The sequence below is a fragment of the Bacillus cereus group sp. MG4 genome (genome assembly GCF_040460055.1).
Lineage (GTDB): Bacteria > Bacillota > Bacilli > Bacillales > Bacillaceae_G > Bacillus_A > Bacillus_A wiedmannii.
This window is the reverse complement of record NZ_JARVGZ010000001.1, coordinates 3,478,027-3,495,000: the sequence shown is the minus strand read 5'-3', so window position 1 is coordinate 3,495,000 and position 16,974 is coordinate 3,478,027. Positions and strand designations below refer to the sequence as shown.

The window sequence follows — 16,974 nt, the reverse complement described above, 5'->3', positions numbered from 1 at the left end:
ACGCGCTTCTTCTACACTCATTGGATTCCAGAAATCTGCTCCTGAATGTTCCTTGATTGCATCTACCATATGAAGACGTGTCCATTCTGGTTCTAGATTAATTTCATAATCACCATATTGGATTGTTGTTGTACCTAGTACTTGCTTCGCAATATGAGCAACCATATTTTCTGTTAGTTTCATAATATCTTTATAATCAGCATACGCTTCATATAATTCAATCATTGTAAACTCTGGATTATGACGAGTTGATACACCCTCATTACGGAATACACGACCGATTTCATAAACTTTTTCTAATCCACCCACAATAAGGCGTTTTAAATGAAGTTCAATTGCGATACGCATGTATAATTCCATATCTAACGCATTATGGTGCGTAATGAAAGGGCGCGCAGAAGCTCCACCTGCAATTGCATGCATCATAGGTGTTTCCACTTCAAGATAACCATTGTCATCTAAGTATCTTCTCATTTCACGAATGATTTTACTGCGAGTAACGAATGTTTCACGGCTTTCCATACTTGTGATTAAGTCTAAGTAACGTTGACGGTAGCGTTGTTCAACATCTTTTAATCCATGATATTTATCCGGTAATGGACGAAGAGATTTCGTTAATAGTGTAAAGCCCGTTGCTTTCACCGAAAGTTCTCCAACGTTTGTTTTGAACACTTTACCTTCAATACCTACTAAATCACCTAAATCTGCTGTTTTAAACAATTCGTACTCTTCATCTCCAACAGCATCTTTACGAACATAAATTTGAACTTGTCCATGTAAATCTTGAATATGTGCAAATCCAGCTTTTCCTTTACCGCGTTTTGTCATAATACGACCAGCGATAGAAACAGAGATTTCTTTCTCTTCTAATTCTTCTTTAGAGAACTCTCCATATAAGCTTAATAAGTCATTTGTTGCATTTGTACGTTCAAATCGTTTACCGAACGGATCGATTCCTTGCTCACGTAAGTTATGTAACTTTTCACGACGAACAAGCAATTGGTCGTTTAATTCTTCGTGGTTCATGTTATCCATGGTATTGATATCACTCCAGCTCTATTAATTTTTACAATATATACAGTATAGCATTTTCTACTCAACTAGAAAAACTGCCAGCAACTAGCTGGCAGTTCTTCTTTCTTTCACGTAATTATAGGAAGTGTATAGAAGAATGTCAATCTTCCCTCTCTATTATTAACCAACGTGAATTGTTTGTTGTTTCGCTTCTACTTCTTCTACAAATGCACCTAATACATTCGCAAGGTCCTCCCGCGTATTACAAGCATTGATACCATTACGTACAGTTGCATTACCACGAACACCCTTTAAATACCAAGCTGCATGCTTTCTCATCTCTCTTACAGCGACATTTTCGTTCTTTAAATCGATAAGACGATCTAGATGCAACATACATACGTCAATTTTCTCACGCACTGTCGGTTCCGGCATTAATTCACCTGTTTCCAAATACTTTACCGTACGATAAATCATCCACGGGTCCCCAAGGGCAGCGCGACCAATCATAACACCGTCTACACCAATTTCATCAAGCATACGCTTTGCATCTTGTGGCGTTTCGACATCACCATTTCCGATAACCGGGATATTTACAGCTTGCTTTACTTGTTTAATAATATCCCAATCCGCTTTCCCTTCATACATTTGTACTCGTGTACGTCCATGAACTGCTACTGCTTGTCCGCCAGCACGCTCAACAGCTTTTGCATTCTCAATTGCAAAAATATGATCTGCATCCCAACCAATACGCATCTTAACTGTAACCGGTTTTTCAACAGCATCTACAACTGCCGCTACCATTTCATATATTTTATTTGGGTCTAAAAGCCACTTTGCTCCCGCGTCACACTTAATGATTTTCGGTACTGGGCAACCCATATTAATATCAATAATGTCTGCTGTCGTATATTTATCTACGTATTTCGCAGCATCTACAAGAGTTTCTTTCTCTCCACCAAAAATTTGTAAACTTAATGGCTTTTCTCTTTCGTCAATATATAACATATCTAATGTTCTTTTGTTATTAAGTAATATCGCTTTATCACTTACCATTTCAGCACAAACTAAACCTGCACCAAATTCTTTTACTGTCAAACGGAATGCAGAGTTACACACTCCCGCCATCGGTGCTAATACAACCGGGTTTTTCATCTCAATATTTGCAATCTTTAACACTCGACTTACTCCTTCCTTCATAGTCACTTCGGCATTAATTCCTCCACTGAAACCTTTAATGCCTTAGCAACTTCCACTACAAAATCTTGGGAAGGCGATCGATTCCCTCTCTCAACTTCACCTAAAACAGATACAGATACCCCTAACTCTTTCGCAAAACCTTCTTGTGTATAACCTTTTAGCTTTCGAAAAGCACGAATGCGTCTTCCCCATTTTTCTGCTTCCATACCGTTACTCCCTCTCGCCTTTTCATTTCTTCTACTTGTGAACGTGAAATGTTTTGTTTTATATCTTGATTAATCTCTAACAACGGAACGATAACAAAAGCTCTTTCGAACATCCGCGGATGCGGAACAATAAGATTCTCTGCTTCAATATTTTCTTGATTATATAGTAAAATGTCAAGGTCGATGGTCCTCGGACCCCATCTGATTTCCCTTTTTCTTCCTAAATCATTCTCTACTCTTTGCGTAATTTTCAATAACTCTTGCGGTGATAAATTGGTAGAAATTTTTATAACTAAATTTAAAAAGCAACTTTGGTCAGTATAGCCAACTGGTTCTGTTTCATATACAGATGAAATATCGTTAACTTGGATATACGGGTTTTTGTTTAAAAACTGAATCGCTTCAGTTAAATACGTATAACGTTCTCCGATATTTGAACCTAATGCAATGTAAGCTATATTATTCATGGTCGTTCTCTCATAATTTCTACTGCTACAGCACGATAATGCCCAGGTATCGGCGGATCTGGTTTAATTACTTTAATTGTACAACGGAAAATACTCTCATATTGTTTTAATATATCTGCAGCAATATTTTCAGCGATACTCTCTACAAGCTTATACGTTCTATCTTCAACAACTTTTCTACATAACTCGAAAAGCTCTCCATAATTGACAGAATGCTCTAAGTCATCACTTTCTCCTGCCTGTTTCAAATCCAACTCCACCGTTAAGTCCACTTTAAATCTCTGACCCAATTTATTTTCCTCTGGGAATACACCATGATAACCGTAAAACTCCATATCATGAACATAAATTTTATCCAATTACTTTACCCCCTTACCAATCATCGCATCCATCATCTTAGCCATACGTGCCATTTCCTTCACATCATGAACACGAACAAACTCACAACCCTTTTCAATGCCGAGACAAACGGTAGCTCCTGTTCCCTCAAGACGTTCCTCTACCGGTAAATCTAACACATGTCCAATAAAGGACTTTCTTGAAGTACCTAAGAGAACTGGATAACCCAGTACGTTTAACTGTTCTAAATTACGCATCGCTTCTAAATTTTGTTCAGGTGTTTTAGCAAAACCGATGCCTGGGTCTAAAATGATATTCTCATCTCGCACGCCAGCATCTTTAGCAATTTTGATGCTTTCATATAAATCAGCAATCATATCAGCCATTAAATTGCGGTAATTCATGTTATCGCGATTATGCATCAAGATAATAGGTACATCGTAATGAGCTGCAACTTCAGCGATTTTCGGTTCCGCCTTCGCTCCCCAAACGTCATTAATAATATGAGCGCCCGCTTCGATTGCTTGTTTTGCAACTTCAGCTTTATACGTGTCGATAGAAATCGGCAATTCCACTTCTTTTGCAACCGCCTGAATCATCGGAACAACTCGCTTTATTTCTTCTTCCACCGATACTTTAGCAAAACCCGGGCGAGTAGATTCACCGCCGATATCAATAATATGAGCACCTTCATCTCGCATTTCTTTCGCATGGCGCACCGCAGCCTCTAACTCGTTGTAACTCCCACCATCAGAAAACGAATCTGGTGTTACATTTAAAATCCCCATAATTAAAGTTTTTTCATTTAAGTTCAATGTATATTCGCCGCAGCGCAAATCATAATCCCACTTCAAACTACACATCTCCTCTTCGCAATTCATTTCTGCTCCACAATTTCTCTCTCTGCATTTCATAAAGACTCATAAACCTTTTTGTAACCATACCTACTTTACCCGGGAAATCTCGTCCCTCTATATGATAAAGCGGGACAATTTCTTGAATCGAGTTTGTTACGAAGACTTCATCAGCTGAAAGTAATTCATCTTTTGGAAAGAAACCTTCCTTCACTTCGATGCCCAGCTCTTCAGCAACCTTTATAATAAACGCACGAGTGATACCATTTAAAATCCCTGTTTTTAGCGAAGGTGTATACAAAATATCACCTTTCACGAAAAAGAGATTCGAAACAATACCCTCTGCAACATAACCTGTTTCAGTAAGGAAAATACCTTCCTTATTCACAACATTTCCAATTTCACGTTTTCCTAAAATGTTATTTAAATAATGATGAGACTTTAAGCGAGACGCACCCTCTGGTGTATTTCGCACTTGCTTTAAAACAACCCCTTCTTTTTCCACTACATCTTCAGGGGCTGCTAAAGGTTTTATAAAAACAATAACAGATGGCTCTTCATACCTTTCCGTTTGCAATCCAATTTCATCTATACCCGCTGATACATTAAAACGTACATATGCATGCTCTAATTCATTCTTAACGAGTAAATTCTTCAAAATAAGCAGTACTTCATCTTTCGTCATTGTCCATTTAATTTGCAATGTATCCAGCGCATCTATTAAACGATTATAATGATCATCCAATAAGAAAGGATGACCATTATAAATACGAAATGTCTCAAAAACTCCAAGACCATATAAATAACCATGATCATAAGGAGAAATTCTCGCTTCACTCGCTTCTACATACTCACCATTTACGTAAATTAACACGATGTCACACTTGGGCTGTATTTACGAATGAAATTCTGCAACAACTCTTTCCCGTGGGAAGTCATAATTGATTCTGGATGAAACTGTACACCTTCAATCGGTAATGTTGTATGACGGAGCGCCATAATTTCCCCTTCTTCTGTCCAAGATGTTACCTCTAAGCAATCAGGTAACGTCTCTTTCTTAACGATAAGGGAATGGTAACGTGTCGCAGTAAACGGATTAGGGACATCCGAAAAAATCGTCTTTCCGTCATGATGCATAAGCGACGTTTTCCCATGCATTAAGCGCTCCCCACGTATAACCTCTCCGCCAAACACTTGTGCAATGGATTGATGTCCAAGACAAACCCCAAAAATCGGAATCTTTCCAGCAAAGTATTGAATAACCTCCATACTAATACCTGCTTCATTAGGACTACACGGACCTGGCGAAATCATTAAAAAGTCTGGTTTCATATTCTCAATATCTGAAATAGTCACTTCATCGTTACGTTTAACAACAAGCTCTTGTCCAAGTTCTCCAAGAAACTGCACTAAATTAAATGTAAAAGAATCATAATTATCAATCATTAATATCATTTCTCTCACCTAACCGTTTCTTCGCTACGTTCTTTTGCACGCCATAAAGCAATCGCCTTTTTTAACGACTCTTTATATTCATTTTCCGGATTCGAATCAATTACAATTCCCGCTCCTGCTTGTACATGTGCTTTTCCATCTTTAGCAAGCAGTGTTCTAATTACAATATTCAATTCTGTATCTCCAGAATAACCGATCCACCCGATTGAACCTGTATAAATCCCTCGGCGAACAGGTTCTAACTCTTCAATAATTTCCATCGTACGTATTTTCGGGGCACCAGTAATTGTTCCCCCAGGAAATACAGCCTTCACTAAATCAAAAGCATCTTTATCTTCTTCCACCTCACCACGCACATTAGAAACAATATGCATAACATGTGAGTATTTCTCAATTACCATAAATTCATCTACTTCTACAGTGCCATATTTACAAACACGCCCTAAATCATTTCGTTCTAAATCCACAAGCATGACGTGCTCTGCTCTTTCTTTTTCGTTCTCAATTAATTCTTTTGCTAATTCTTCATCCTCTTGCTCATTCGCCCCTCTAGATCTCGTTCCAGCAATCGGTCTTGTACTTACTTCGGTTCCCTCTTTCTTAATTAGCAACTCTGGCGATCCACTAACAATTTGAAAATCCCCGAGCTCCAAGTAACCCATATATGGAGATGGATTAATCTCACGAAGACTTGTATAGATTTCTAGTGGGTGTGTTTGTAACGTTCTTTCTTGCCTTGTCGACAAGTTTACTTGGAACACATCACCAGCTCCAATATATTCTTGAATACATTCAACCGCCTTCATAAAGCTTTCTTCTGTAAAAGCAACTGTTTCACTTTTCTCTTCAGGGCATGCAAAAGGTATATTCACTTCTGGCGCTTCTGTCGCCCAAAGAATCTTCCATTCATTTAATCGCTCTTTTGCCTCTTCATGATTATCTACATAATGTGTAATAATCCATAATACTTTTTCTTTTTGATCATAAACAAACACATCATCAAATAATAAAAAGAATATATCAGGTATATTAATGTCATCCTCCGCATGGGAAGGGAGTTTTTCAATATAACGGATGCAATCATAACTAAAGTAACCAATTGCACCACCTTGAAATGGAGGGTATTCCGGATTATAGTCCGTTTTCCATCGCTCCATATATTCCTGCATTAAATCTAATGGGTTTCCTTGTTTTATTGTTTCCTTACCACTTTCGCTTATATGTAACGTTTCACCCTTCCCTCGGATTACCGCTACTGGGTTCAACCCCACAATGTTATAACGACCGCCACGTCCACTCTCTAACAAAATATGTTGCGGTTTATCCTTAGAAAGAAATTTATACTGCTTAAAGAAATCTAACTGATATGGAATAGAAAGCGCTAAAGATTTTCTTCGTTGCATATCAACACCCCGTCTTCTTTTATCCCACCCTCTTAGATTAACCACCTCAAACTACATTCGTTATGTATATAAAGTGGTTATACTCGAAGGCTAGTGAAAATAAATTAATTATACTACCTCTTATTTTACATGAAGTTTTCTAGTCATTCACTCTTTTCCTATTTCCAATCCAAAAAGAAAAAGCATCCTTTTCAAGGATGCTTTTTCAATCACATATAATTAAGACTCAAATTGATAAAGCGGTGTACTTAAATAACGTTCACCGTTACTTGGGATAATAACAAGTACCTTTTTCCTTTTACCTAACTTTTTCGCAATTTCTGTTGCTGCATAAATAACTGCTCCAGAAGAGATACCTACTAAAATACCTTCCTCTTTAGCCACTCTTCTTGCATATTCAAATGCTTGCTCTGCTTTTACTTGAACAATTTCATCATATACCTCTACATCCAATGTCTCTGGGATAAATCCCGCCCCAATTCCTTGGATTTTATGTGGACCCGGTTTCCCACCAGATAGCACTGGTGAATCCGCAGGTTCTACTGCATAAATTTTAATATCTTTATACGCTTCCTTCAGCACTTCACCAGCACCAGTAATCGTTCCACCTGTACCAATACCTGCAATAAACGCATCTAATTGGTCACCCATTTGTTCAACAATTTCTGGCCCTGTTGTTAAACGATGAATTTCTGGATTCGATTGGTTTTTGAACTGTTGTGGTATAAAGTAGCCATGCTCTTTTGCTAATTCAGTCGCTTGACGAATTGCTCCACCCATTCCTTCAGGCCCTGGAGTCAATACTAATTCCGCACCGTAAGCACGTAATAAATTACGACGCTCAATACTCATTGTTTCTGGCATTACTAAAATTGCCTTATATCCTTTAGCGGCCGCTACCATCGCTAAACCAATTCCCGTGTTACCACTTGTTGGCTCAATGATTGTATCGCCTTCTTTTAATAATCCTTTTTTTTCAGCATCTTCAATCATAGCTAATGCAATACGATCTTTAACACTGCTCCCTGGATTCATAAATTCTAATTTTAAGTATATATCTGCGCTGTTTGATTCTACGATGCGGTTCAACTTAACGATCGGCGTTTTCCCGATTAATTCTGAAACTGATTGTGCCACTCGCATTCCTGTCACTCCTAACACCGAGTATTTTTATTGGTTTTATCTATATTTAGATTTTGTCAGAAAATTCCCTGTTTGTCAATCTATTTAGAGGAGGGATTCCCTCACTTCCCTTATTACAAACTCTCAATTAAATTTGTAATATCTTCTTTAGAAAACTTGTATCGCTCATTACAGAAATGACAATGAACTTCTGTCTCTTCTTCTTCTTCGCGAATTTGCTCTAACTCTGTTTTACCTAAACTAATTAACACACTCTCAATACGTTCGCGTGAGCATGTGCAATTAAATTGAACATCCATCACTTCTAATACTTTTACTTTATCTTCTCCAAGAACTGCATACAGTAACTCTTCTGGAGAAAGCCCTTGTTCAATTAACGTTGATACAGGAGGAATCTTCTGCAAACGATCTTCAATGAATGAAATTGTTTCTTCCTGTGCACCTGGCATAATTTGAAGGATAAATCCACCTGCCGCTAATACGCTGTCATCTCCATTTACAAGAACGCCAACTCCTACAGAAGAAGGTGTTTGCTCAGAAACTGCAAAATAATACGTGAAGTCTTCCCCTAATTCTCCTGAAACAATTGGAGATTGACCAATAAACGGCTCACGCATACCAATATCTTTAATTACTGTTACAAATCCCTCAGTACCTACCGCTTGATATACACGTAATTTCCCTTGTTCCGTTCCTTCAAAATCAACATGTGGATTCGTTACATAACCACGTACATCCCCATTTGCATGAGCATCTACTAAGATAGGACCAATCGGACCATTACCTTCTACCTTAATCGTTAACTTTTGGTCACCTTTTAACATCGCGCCCATCATTGTACCTGCAGTTAAAGAACGACCAAGTGCCGCCGAAGCTGTTCTCCATGTATCATGACGTCTTTGCGCCTCACTTACTGTGTTTGTAGTACGTACACTATATGCACGCACTTCTCCATCAAATGCTAACGCTTTTACTAAATAATCTTTCATACTCATTTATTCACCTTTCTCATGCTGTAAATTTGCATTACGCTCGTATAACATATACAAACCTTTTAATGTTAAAAATGGATCTACAACATCAATTACATTCGATTCTTCTGAAATTAATTTCGCCAATCCACCTGTTGCAATAACTTTCGGTTCTTGTTTAGCTTCCTCTTTCATACGCTTAACAATACCTTCCACTTGTCCAACATAACCATAAAGAATACCAGATTGCATTGCACTTACCGTATTCTTTCCAACAACACTGCTTGGTTTTGTAATTTCAATACGAGGAAGTTTTGCCGCTCTACTATATAAAGCCTCTGCTGAAATCATAATTCCCGGCGTAATAACCCCACCCATATAATGCTTTTCTTCGTTAATATAACAATATGTAGTAGCCGTACCGAAATCGACAATAATAAGCGGACTTCCATACAAGTGGATTCCTGCTACCGCATTTACAATTCGGTCCGCGCCTACTTCACGTGGATTTTCATATTTAATATTTAGCCCCGTTTTTATTCCAGGACCTACTACAAGCGGTTTAATTTTAAAATACTTTTCACACATGCGCTCTAATGCAAACATAATTGGTGGTACGACTGAAGACACGATAATACCTTTCACATCTTCAAACGAAAGACCTTCATGCTCAAGCAACTGCTTTACAAGCATTCCATATTCATCTTCTGTCTTATGACGATCTGTTTCCATGCGCCAATGTTGACGAAGTTCCCCCTCTTCAAACACGCCTAGCACAGCATTTGTGTTCCCTACATCCAATACAAAAATCATATTCTCACCACTTATCTTATTTAATCTATATTTGTGCAGTATGTATAAAACTTATACAAACATCATATCACACATACTTATATAATCAGCTTTTCTATCCTCATCATTTTACAAAAAGATTACGCTCTATTTCAATTTTTAATACCAGATTTACTTAAATTTTTTTCTACTTCATTTCGTTCCACAAATAAAAAAAGGAGTGACCATCGTCACTCCTTCATCTCTTACTTATCTTCTGATTCTTCATCGTCCTTCTTCATATTGATGTTTACTTTCACATCATCTGAAGATGTTGGACGCTCTGGCAATCTGCCGTAATCATATAAATGATTGATTTGCTCTGCATCTAACGTTTCTACTTCAAGTAACGTTTTCGCAATAATATCTAGCTTATCACGTTTTTCAGTAAGAATTTGTTTCGCGCGAGCATAACATTCTTTTATAATAGTTTGCATTTCCACATCGATTTCATGTGCAATTGCATCACTGTAGTTTTGTTCTGAATGGAAGTCTCTTCCTAAGAACACTTGACCACCTTGTGAGCTACCGAATTGCATCGGTCCAAGCTTATCACTCATACCGAATTCCGTAACCATACGTCTTGCAATACCAGTCGCACGTTGGAAGTCGTTGTGAGCACCTGTACTTGCTTCACCAAACACAATCTCTTCAGCTACTCGACCACCAAGTAAACCAGTGATTTTATCAAGTAACTCTGGTTTTGTCATGAAGTAACGATCTTCTTTCGGAAGCATTACTGCATATCCACCAGCTTGACCACGAGGGACAATTGTTACTTTATGAACGATATCTGCTTCATCAAGGACAACACCAATTACAGTATGGCCAGCTTCATGGAATGCAACGATATTACGTTCTTTTTCAGAGATAACACGACTTTTCTTAGCTGGACCTGCAATAACACGATCCGTTGCTTCATCAATGTCACTCATATCAATTTTCTTCTTATCTTGACGCGCAGCCACTAAAGCAGCTTCGTTTAATAAGTTTTCAAGATCCGCACCAGAGAACCCTGGTGTACGAGTTGCAATTGCTCTTAAGTTGATATGATCATCAAGCGGTTTATTACGAGCATGTACTTTCAGCACAGCTTCACGGCCATTTACATCTGGACGATCTACTGTAATTTGACGGTCAAAACGACCTGGACGTAATAACGCTGGATCAAGAATATCAGGACGGTTTGTTGCAGCGATGATAATAATACCTTCGTTTGCACCGAATCCATCCATTTCAACAAGTAATTGGTTCAACGTTTGCTCACGCTCATCATGGCCACCACCAAGACCTGCGCCACGTTGACGTCCTACTGCATCAATTTCATCAATGAAAATGATACAAGGAGCATTTTTCTTTGCATTTTCGAATAAATCACGTACACGTGATGCACCGACACCGACGAACATCTCTACGAAATCAGAACCACTGATAGAGAAGAATGGAACGCCTGCCTCACCTGCAACGGCACGTGCTAGTAAAGTTTTACCTGTACCTGGAGGTCCTACTAATAGAACACCCTTCGGAATACGGGCACCAACTTCAGCGAACTTACGAGGATCTTTCAAGAATTCAACTACCTCAACAAGCTCTTGTTTCTCTTCATCCGCTCCAGCAACATCTCTGAAACGAACTTTTTTCTTTTCGTCATTATATAACTTCGCCTTACTTTTCCCGAAGTTCATAACACGGCTACCGCCGCCCTGAGCCTGGTTTAATAAGAAGAAGAATAAAATGAAGATAATGACAAACGGAATGATTGAAGTAAAGAACGTTACCCAAGCACTTGTTTCTTCTGCTGGTTGATACTTAACTTCAGCACCTTGCGCTTTGTCATTAATTTTCTTTTGTAATTCCTCTGTATTTGGTGCATAAGTAACAAATTGTTCTCCTTGGCTAGAGTTGTTAAATTGTCCTTTTACCTCAAATACACCATTTTTCGGTTGAAGTTGCACATTACGCACTTCACCTTTTTCTAGTTTAGTAATGAATTTATCGTAGCTAACTGATGTCGTTTTTTGTGTCGAACCATTAAAATAGCTCACGATTCCAATTACTACTAGGAATATCAGTAAATAAAAGATGGTATTACGGAAGATACGATTCATTCCTAACCTCCTCTCACGGCATAAACACTATAGTAAATCGTAACATAGAAAAAATTTCCTATACAATTGTGACGCCTGTATTTAATTAATTTGAGTAAACACTTGGTTTTAATACTCCTACATAAGGAAGATTACGGTACTGCTCTTTATAATCTAATCCATACCCTACAACAAATTCATGTGGAACAGTAAACCCAACATAATCCGCTTTCAAATCTACCTTACGGCCTGTCGGCTTATCTAATAACGTAACAATTTTTACAGACTTCGCTTTACGATATTTGAATAGGTCTACTAAGTAACTTAGCGTAAGACCGCTATCAATAATATCTTCAACGATTAAAATATCGCGACCCTCTACAGAAGTATCAAGGTCTTTTAAAATTTTCACTTCGCCTGTTGAAACAGTAGAGTGACCGTAACTAGATACAGCCATAAAATCCATTTCAAGATATGTATCTGTTCTCTTTAATAAATCTGCCATGAATGGCATTGCGCCCTTTAATACACCAATCGCAAGAGGTATTGTGTTTTTATAATCCTCTGCAATAACCGCACCTAATTCGCGCACCTTTTCTTGTATTTGTTCTTCAGAAATTAATACTTTTTCGATATCTTGATTCATCATTTCATTATCCTCCCGGAAGACTCCTTGCTTTTGTAGTGAATAATCATATATTTATCCTTCTTTGCCGCCTCTTTCGAGATAGCAAATGCAGATCGCTTCAACAAGGGTACCCAAATAATATTCCCACTTGCATCACAAACGACCGGCCATTCTTCTCTTTTTTCTCTTGGTACTTTTGCTTCTATAAAAATAGTTTTTATCTTTTTTGTGCCATTCATACCTTGTATTGACATGCGATCTCCATTTTCTCTAGAACGAATACGAAGTGGATATGATATATCATTATACTTAGCAACAAATACTGTTTCATTCATGTTACTTGGTATGTCTTCGCTCACCTCTGTTACAAGCCTATCCCCGTTCGATAGCGTAATGGTCCCGGGCACTGATAAATCTTGTAAAAAAGGAGAAACAATTTCTTGTTTAAATCTAAAGCTACACTCCTCGTATGCGCGAACAATTTTTAAATCACCTGGGAAATCAAGTGAACCCGAAGGTTGTGCCCGCTTAAAAAACTCGATCACTTTGTCAATATGTATAGAGGAAAGAGAAGATGGAATCTTATATTCATAAAGATAGTTTAATATTAGTTGAATCCCTCTTCTTTGTAAAGGCATAGACATGGATTCAAAGGCAGGAATTGATAAGCTAATTTGTTTATCACTTTTTTTTGTAATTACTTTATTCATTTTCTCAAAAGCTAATTCCTGCAAATACGCCTCATCCTCTTGCATTTGCATGCTAAATTTTTGGAATTTCTCATGCACTTGTGAATTTTCTTCTTTCAAATGAGGAAGAACATATTTACGTAATCGATTCCTTGTATATACTTCCTTTTTATTACTTGGATCTATACGGGGAATTATTTTTAGCTTATTACAGTAATCAACAATTTCTTCCTTCGTTACTCCAAGTAACGGCCTAATTAAATATCCATTATGAAAAGGACGCTTCACTGCAATTCCTGCATATCCTTTCGGAGTACTCCCTCGTACAAGGCGCATTAAAATCGTCTCTACTTGATCATCACCATGATGTCCAAGAGCTACATATCTCGCATCATATTTCTTCATTATTCTTTCCAAAAATGCATATCTGCATTCTCTAGCAGCAACCTGTGCATTCATTCCGTGTTGCTGTTGATATTGCGACACATTAATCCTTATCGTTTCGCAAATAACTCCCAGCCCTCTACAAAGGTCCTGCACAAACTGTAGGTCCTCATGAGATTCATCACCTCTAAACATATGATCCACATGTGCCACTACAATTTTAAACTGTTTCGCTGCTCTTTTTTCTAACAAATAATATAGAAGAGCCAAAGAGTCAGGACCACCAGAAACCCCTACAACAATTGTTGAACGTTCCTTTAATACATCATGCTGCTTTACAAAGTCATCTACCTTTTCAACAAATGTATCTTTCAACTTCGTAATCACCTTTCATTAAACAAGAACAGCAACGTTAGTTACCTTGTTTATAATGGTACAACTTTTACAAACATTGTGCAAAAAAAAGATATACAAAAATTACATTTTTATCTTACATCATCCGTACATATTCACAAAAATAATAACATTATCTTTTAAAGTAAAAAAACCTAGGCATCCACCTAGGTTTTTAGAAAGAAACAGTGATAAAGAAACATCATACTTAAAATTTATTGTGCCTGCATTCCTACAATTGGAATCGTAGCCCACTTCGGCATATTTTTCTTCACTTTCGCCACAACGATAGTCATATCGTCATTTATATAACCATCACAAGAGCGAATCACCTCTTCCATAATGATATCAGCAATTTCTTGCGGATCTTCGGTTTGTAATTCTTTAATTTTTCGTTTCATCCATAGTTCATGATTTTCTACATGTTGCGCTCCCTCGAAAATCCCATCGCTCATCATAATAAGGATATCGCCCGTTTTTAATTGTTCACCTACTACATCAACTTCAACATCCTCAATAATGCCCATCGGCAAATTACTTGCCTCAATTTTCAAAATATTATTCGCGCGTTTAACAAAACTCGGCGTCGATCCAATCTTTAAAAATTTCGCACTCGCATCCCGCAAATCCACCATAGCTAAATCTAACGTCGTAAACATCTCTTCTGTTGTTCTTAAAGAAAGAATAGAATTGATAGATTTAATCGCTATTTCCTCATCAATGCCTGATTGAAGTATTTTTTGTAATAATTTTACCGTTTCTTTACTCTCCATATGAGCTCTTTGCCCATTTCCCATACCATCACTAATTGCAAGCGCATATTTACCAACACTTAAATCCATCATCGCATAAGAGTCACCAGAAACAAACCCACCGCCTTTTGCAGCTGTGGCCAACCCAGTATCAAGAGAATACGTTTTTGCCGAACCAAATGATATTAAACTGTGGCCGTTCGGATAAGAAGATTTTTCTTCATGTTTAACAACAATATTTTCCTTTAGAATGTCAGAAAGCATCGGCGCAACTAACTTTTCACATTCTCCATGTTCATTAGATGCAACTGGAATCAACATTTCAATATCAATACTTCCTCTATCTAAACAATATATATCAACATGCTCTACTTCTACGCCAAAATCACGAAACGCTTGCATAATCTGTTCTTCCTGCACTTGATGATTTTCTCGTTCTCTTTGGATTTCCTTAGCAAAATCCTCCATAACTTTTGATACACCTAATAGTTGCTCCGCTACTATTCTACGGTTTTCTTTCATTTGTTTTCGTAATTTTTGTCCTTCATAGAAGTGATCTAATTCACCCGCTACTAAATCCGTCACTTTCTTCCCTCTCACACAATGCTTGTCCCATTCACGAACTAACTTCCGATTATGCTGCAACGTCCCCTCTTCCGTTTCACTCATTATTTGTTTCATATAATCGTACGTTTTGTCGAAATTAACTACCCAGCATTGGTCCTTTTTAAAGCATGTTTGACATGTTTTTGCAGTAATTGTACTTAAGAACAAATCCGCTTCTGTCTCTTTATCTTCCTCCTCCACATATCCATATACAGAAAAGCTATTAGATAAAGCAGCAAATACATTGGCAAATTGATTAATTTTATTCGCTGTAACATCACGCATCCTTCTTAAATACTGTTGTTGATCTTGCGAATGTTCCTGTGTGCCTGGCATGAATTTAGCAATACGATCCATAACAAGTTTCGGTGTTAATAAGAAGAACATAATCGCCACACCAGATTCAATTAAAGTTGTCACAATGTTTGTTTGCTTGTCTACATATAGCGTAATCAAGCTCGTCCCAATTAATAAACCTAAACTAACACCTAAACGCTTCCCTTCTTTTAACAAACCACCAAGCAACCCAGAAAAAGCAAGTAGACTAAGTTGAGACAAACTGGAGACATTGGCTAAACTTAATATTAATCCAGTGACGACCCCCACTGTAGATCCTGTAGCAGCCCCCGCGATAAATGCAAACACGAGTACTAAATACCTAGTAAAAATATGTTGAATAGAAGCGTCATATACAAACCAATCTGTTGTACCTGTTAAAACAGATGCTAGTAATATAATTAAACAAACAATTTCTTCTGTCTCTAACGCTTGTTGTTTACCTTTTCGTTCTACTAAAAGCGGAACACTTTGTAAAAATATCATAGTTAATACGAAGCTAAGCCCTGCCTCAATCGTACTAACGAGTAAATCGTACATGGTGACGGTTTGTTGCGCGAAATATACGACAACTAAATGTGCGGTTAATGCGGAGATAAATACTTGGAATGGAACAAGTCCAACAGTTTTACGTGTAAACCGACTAAAGAAGATATTATAAATGAAGAAAGTAAAAATAGATGCAAAGGTAAAGAATAAATTATCTATCGAAACTGAAAGTGCGCCCCCCATAAGAGCCAAGAACGCGAGCGGCATTTTATCCCGCTTCATAACATAAACAGCAGCAAAAAACGGCAGTGCAAACGGTAAAATGTTTGTTAATATATATGCTCGTCCCAAAAGAAAACCAATAACAACAATAATAAATCCCCATCTAAAGAAAACCTGTTCAAACTTCATTCGCAACTTACTCGTCCACTTTACTGCTCCAAGCTGACTCTCATTCATTGCCAATGCACTTGTATTCATAGTATTCCTTCCTGCTTTAGGCATATTTTTAACACCACCTGCATAGTTTAATTACTGTCATTATAAAAGATGATTATTGGGATTTTTGTCAAAACAACAGTTTTCACTTTTATAATCGTTCGACTTTTTATTCGAAATAACTCTACATATATACACGGTATGTAATTTATTCTCACTATTTTAATTGAACATTCAGAAAATATAGGGTGATTTTGTAGAAGTGTTGTATGTCTTAATTTATTTAACA

General features: G+C 37.5%; 16 protein-coding genes (1 of these 16 only partly in view). All 16 read right to left on the bottom strand.

Annotation, left to right across the window (positions count from 1 at the left end):
• Nucleotides 1-1,035 carry the 5' portion of a lysine--tRNA ligase gene (gene lysS / locus QCI41_RS18365; protein WP_000369672.1) on the bottom strand. 465 nt of this gene lie to the left of the window's left edge, so only the first 1,035 of its 1,500 coding nucleotides appear in the window; its start codon is at nucleotides 1,033-1,035; its stop codon lies off the left edge, out of view.
• 159 nt (nucleotides 1,036-1,194) lie between these two features.
• Nucleotides 1,195-2,193, bottom strand: a complete 999-nt coding sequence (gene dusB, locus QCI41_RS18360) for a tRNA dihydrouridine synthase DusB (RefSeq protein ID WP_000912237.1) — start codon at nucleotides 2,191-2,193, stop codon at nucleotides 1,195-1,197.
• Between the two features lie 23 nt (nucleotides 2,194-2,216).
• Nucleotides 2,217-2,420 carry a helix-turn-helix domain-containing protein gene (locus QCI41_RS18355; protein WP_000387029.1) on the bottom strand — a complete coding sequence of 68 codons (204 nt, stop codon included), beginning with the start codon at nucleotides 2,418-2,420 and terminating at the stop codon, nucleotides 2,217-2,219.
• Nucleotides 2,372-2,887 (bottom strand): 2-amino-4-hydroxy-6-hydroxymethyldihydropteridine diphosphokinase, encoded by a 516-nt coding sequence (gene folK, locus QCI41_RS18350; protein WP_001059453.1) that lies wholly within the window; start codon nucleotides 2,885-2,887, stop codon nucleotides 2,372-2,374. The genes QCI41_RS18355 and folK overlap by 49 nt, the downstream gene beginning before the upstream one ends.
• Nucleotides 2,884-3,246: a dihydroneopterin aldolase gene (gene folB, locus QCI41_RS18345; RefSeq protein WP_046958123.1), complete on the bottom strand. Its 363-nt coding sequence runs from the start codon at nucleotides 3,244-3,246 to the stop codon at nucleotides 2,884-2,886. The genes folK and folB overlap by 4 nt, the downstream gene beginning before the upstream one ends.
• The gene (gene folP, locus QCI41_RS18340; RefSeq protein ID WP_046958124.1) at nucleotides 3,247-4,107 is read right to left on the bottom strand and encodes a dihydropteroate synthase; all 861 of its coding nucleotides are present in this window, start codon (nucleotides 4,105-4,107) and stop codon (nucleotides 3,247-3,249) included.
• On the bottom strand, nucleotides 4,082-4,954 hold the full coding sequence (pabC, locus tag QCI41_RS18335) for an aminodeoxychorismate lyase (protein ID WP_046958125.1): 873 nt from the start codon (nucleotides 4,952-4,954) through the stop codon (nucleotides 4,082-4,084). The genes folP and pabC overlap by 26 nt, the downstream gene beginning before the upstream one ends.
• Nucleotides 4,948-5,535: an aminodeoxychorismate/anthranilate synthase component II gene (pabA, locus tag QCI41_RS18330; protein WP_353836950.1), complete on the bottom strand. Its 588-nt coding sequence runs from the start codon at nucleotides 5,533-5,535 to the stop codon at nucleotides 4,948-4,950. Before pabA ends, pabC begins: the two co-directional genes overlap by 7 nt.
• 5 nt (nucleotides 5,536-5,540) lie before the next feature.
• Nucleotides 5,541-6,938 (bottom strand): aminodeoxychorismate synthase component I, encoded by a 1,398-nt coding sequence (gene pabB, locus QCI41_RS18325; RefSeq protein ID WP_353836951.1) that lies wholly within the window; start codon nucleotides 6,936-6,938, stop codon nucleotides 5,541-5,543.
• Nucleotides 6,939-7,157: 219 nt separating this feature from the next.
• A complete protein-coding gene (cysK, locus tag QCI41_RS18320; protein WP_353836952.1) occupies nucleotides 7,158-8,081 on the bottom strand; it encodes a cysteine synthase A in 924 nt (307 codons plus the stop codon).
• Nucleotides 8,082-8,194: 113 nt separating this feature from the next.
• Nucleotides 8,195-9,070, bottom strand: coding sequence for a redox-regulated molecular chaperone HslO (gene hslO, locus QCI41_RS18315; protein ID WP_033658948.1), 876 nt, complete (start codon nucleotides 9,068-9,070; stop codon nucleotides 8,195-8,197).
• A gap of 6 nt (nucleotides 9,071-9,076) precedes the next feature.
• Entirely contained in the window at nucleotides 9,077-9,865 is a 789-nt protein-coding gene (locus tag QCI41_RS18310) for a type III pantothenate kinase (protein WP_000578367.1), read from the bottom strand.
• A gap of 224 nt (nucleotides 9,866-10,089) precedes the next feature.
• Entirely contained in the window at nucleotides 10,090-11,991 is a 1,902-nt protein-coding gene (gene ftsH / locus QCI41_RS18305; protein ID WP_001079657.1) for an ATP-dependent zinc metalloprotease FtsH, read from the bottom strand.
• Between the two features lie 85 nt (nucleotides 11,992-12,076).
• Nucleotides 12,077-12,619, bottom strand: a complete 543-nt coding sequence (hpt, locus tag QCI41_RS18300; protein WP_000981845.1) for a hypoxanthine phosphoribosyltransferase — start codon at nucleotides 12,617-12,619, stop codon at nucleotides 12,077-12,079.
• Nucleotides 12,616-14,046 (bottom strand): tRNA lysidine(34) synthetase TilS, encoded by a 1,431-nt coding sequence (gene tilS, locus QCI41_RS18295; protein ID WP_353836953.1) that lies wholly within the window; start codon nucleotides 14,044-14,046, stop codon nucleotides 12,616-12,618. Before tilS ends, hpt begins: the two co-directional genes overlap by 4 nt.
• Before the next feature lie 233 nt (nucleotides 14,047-14,279).
• Nucleotides 14,280-16,751, bottom strand: a complete 2,472-nt coding sequence (gene spoIIE, locus QCI41_RS18290; RefSeq protein ID WP_001123543.1) for a stage II sporulation protein E — start codon at nucleotides 16,749-16,751, stop codon at nucleotides 14,280-14,282.
• Nucleotides 16,752-16,974: the final 223 nt, after the last annotated feature.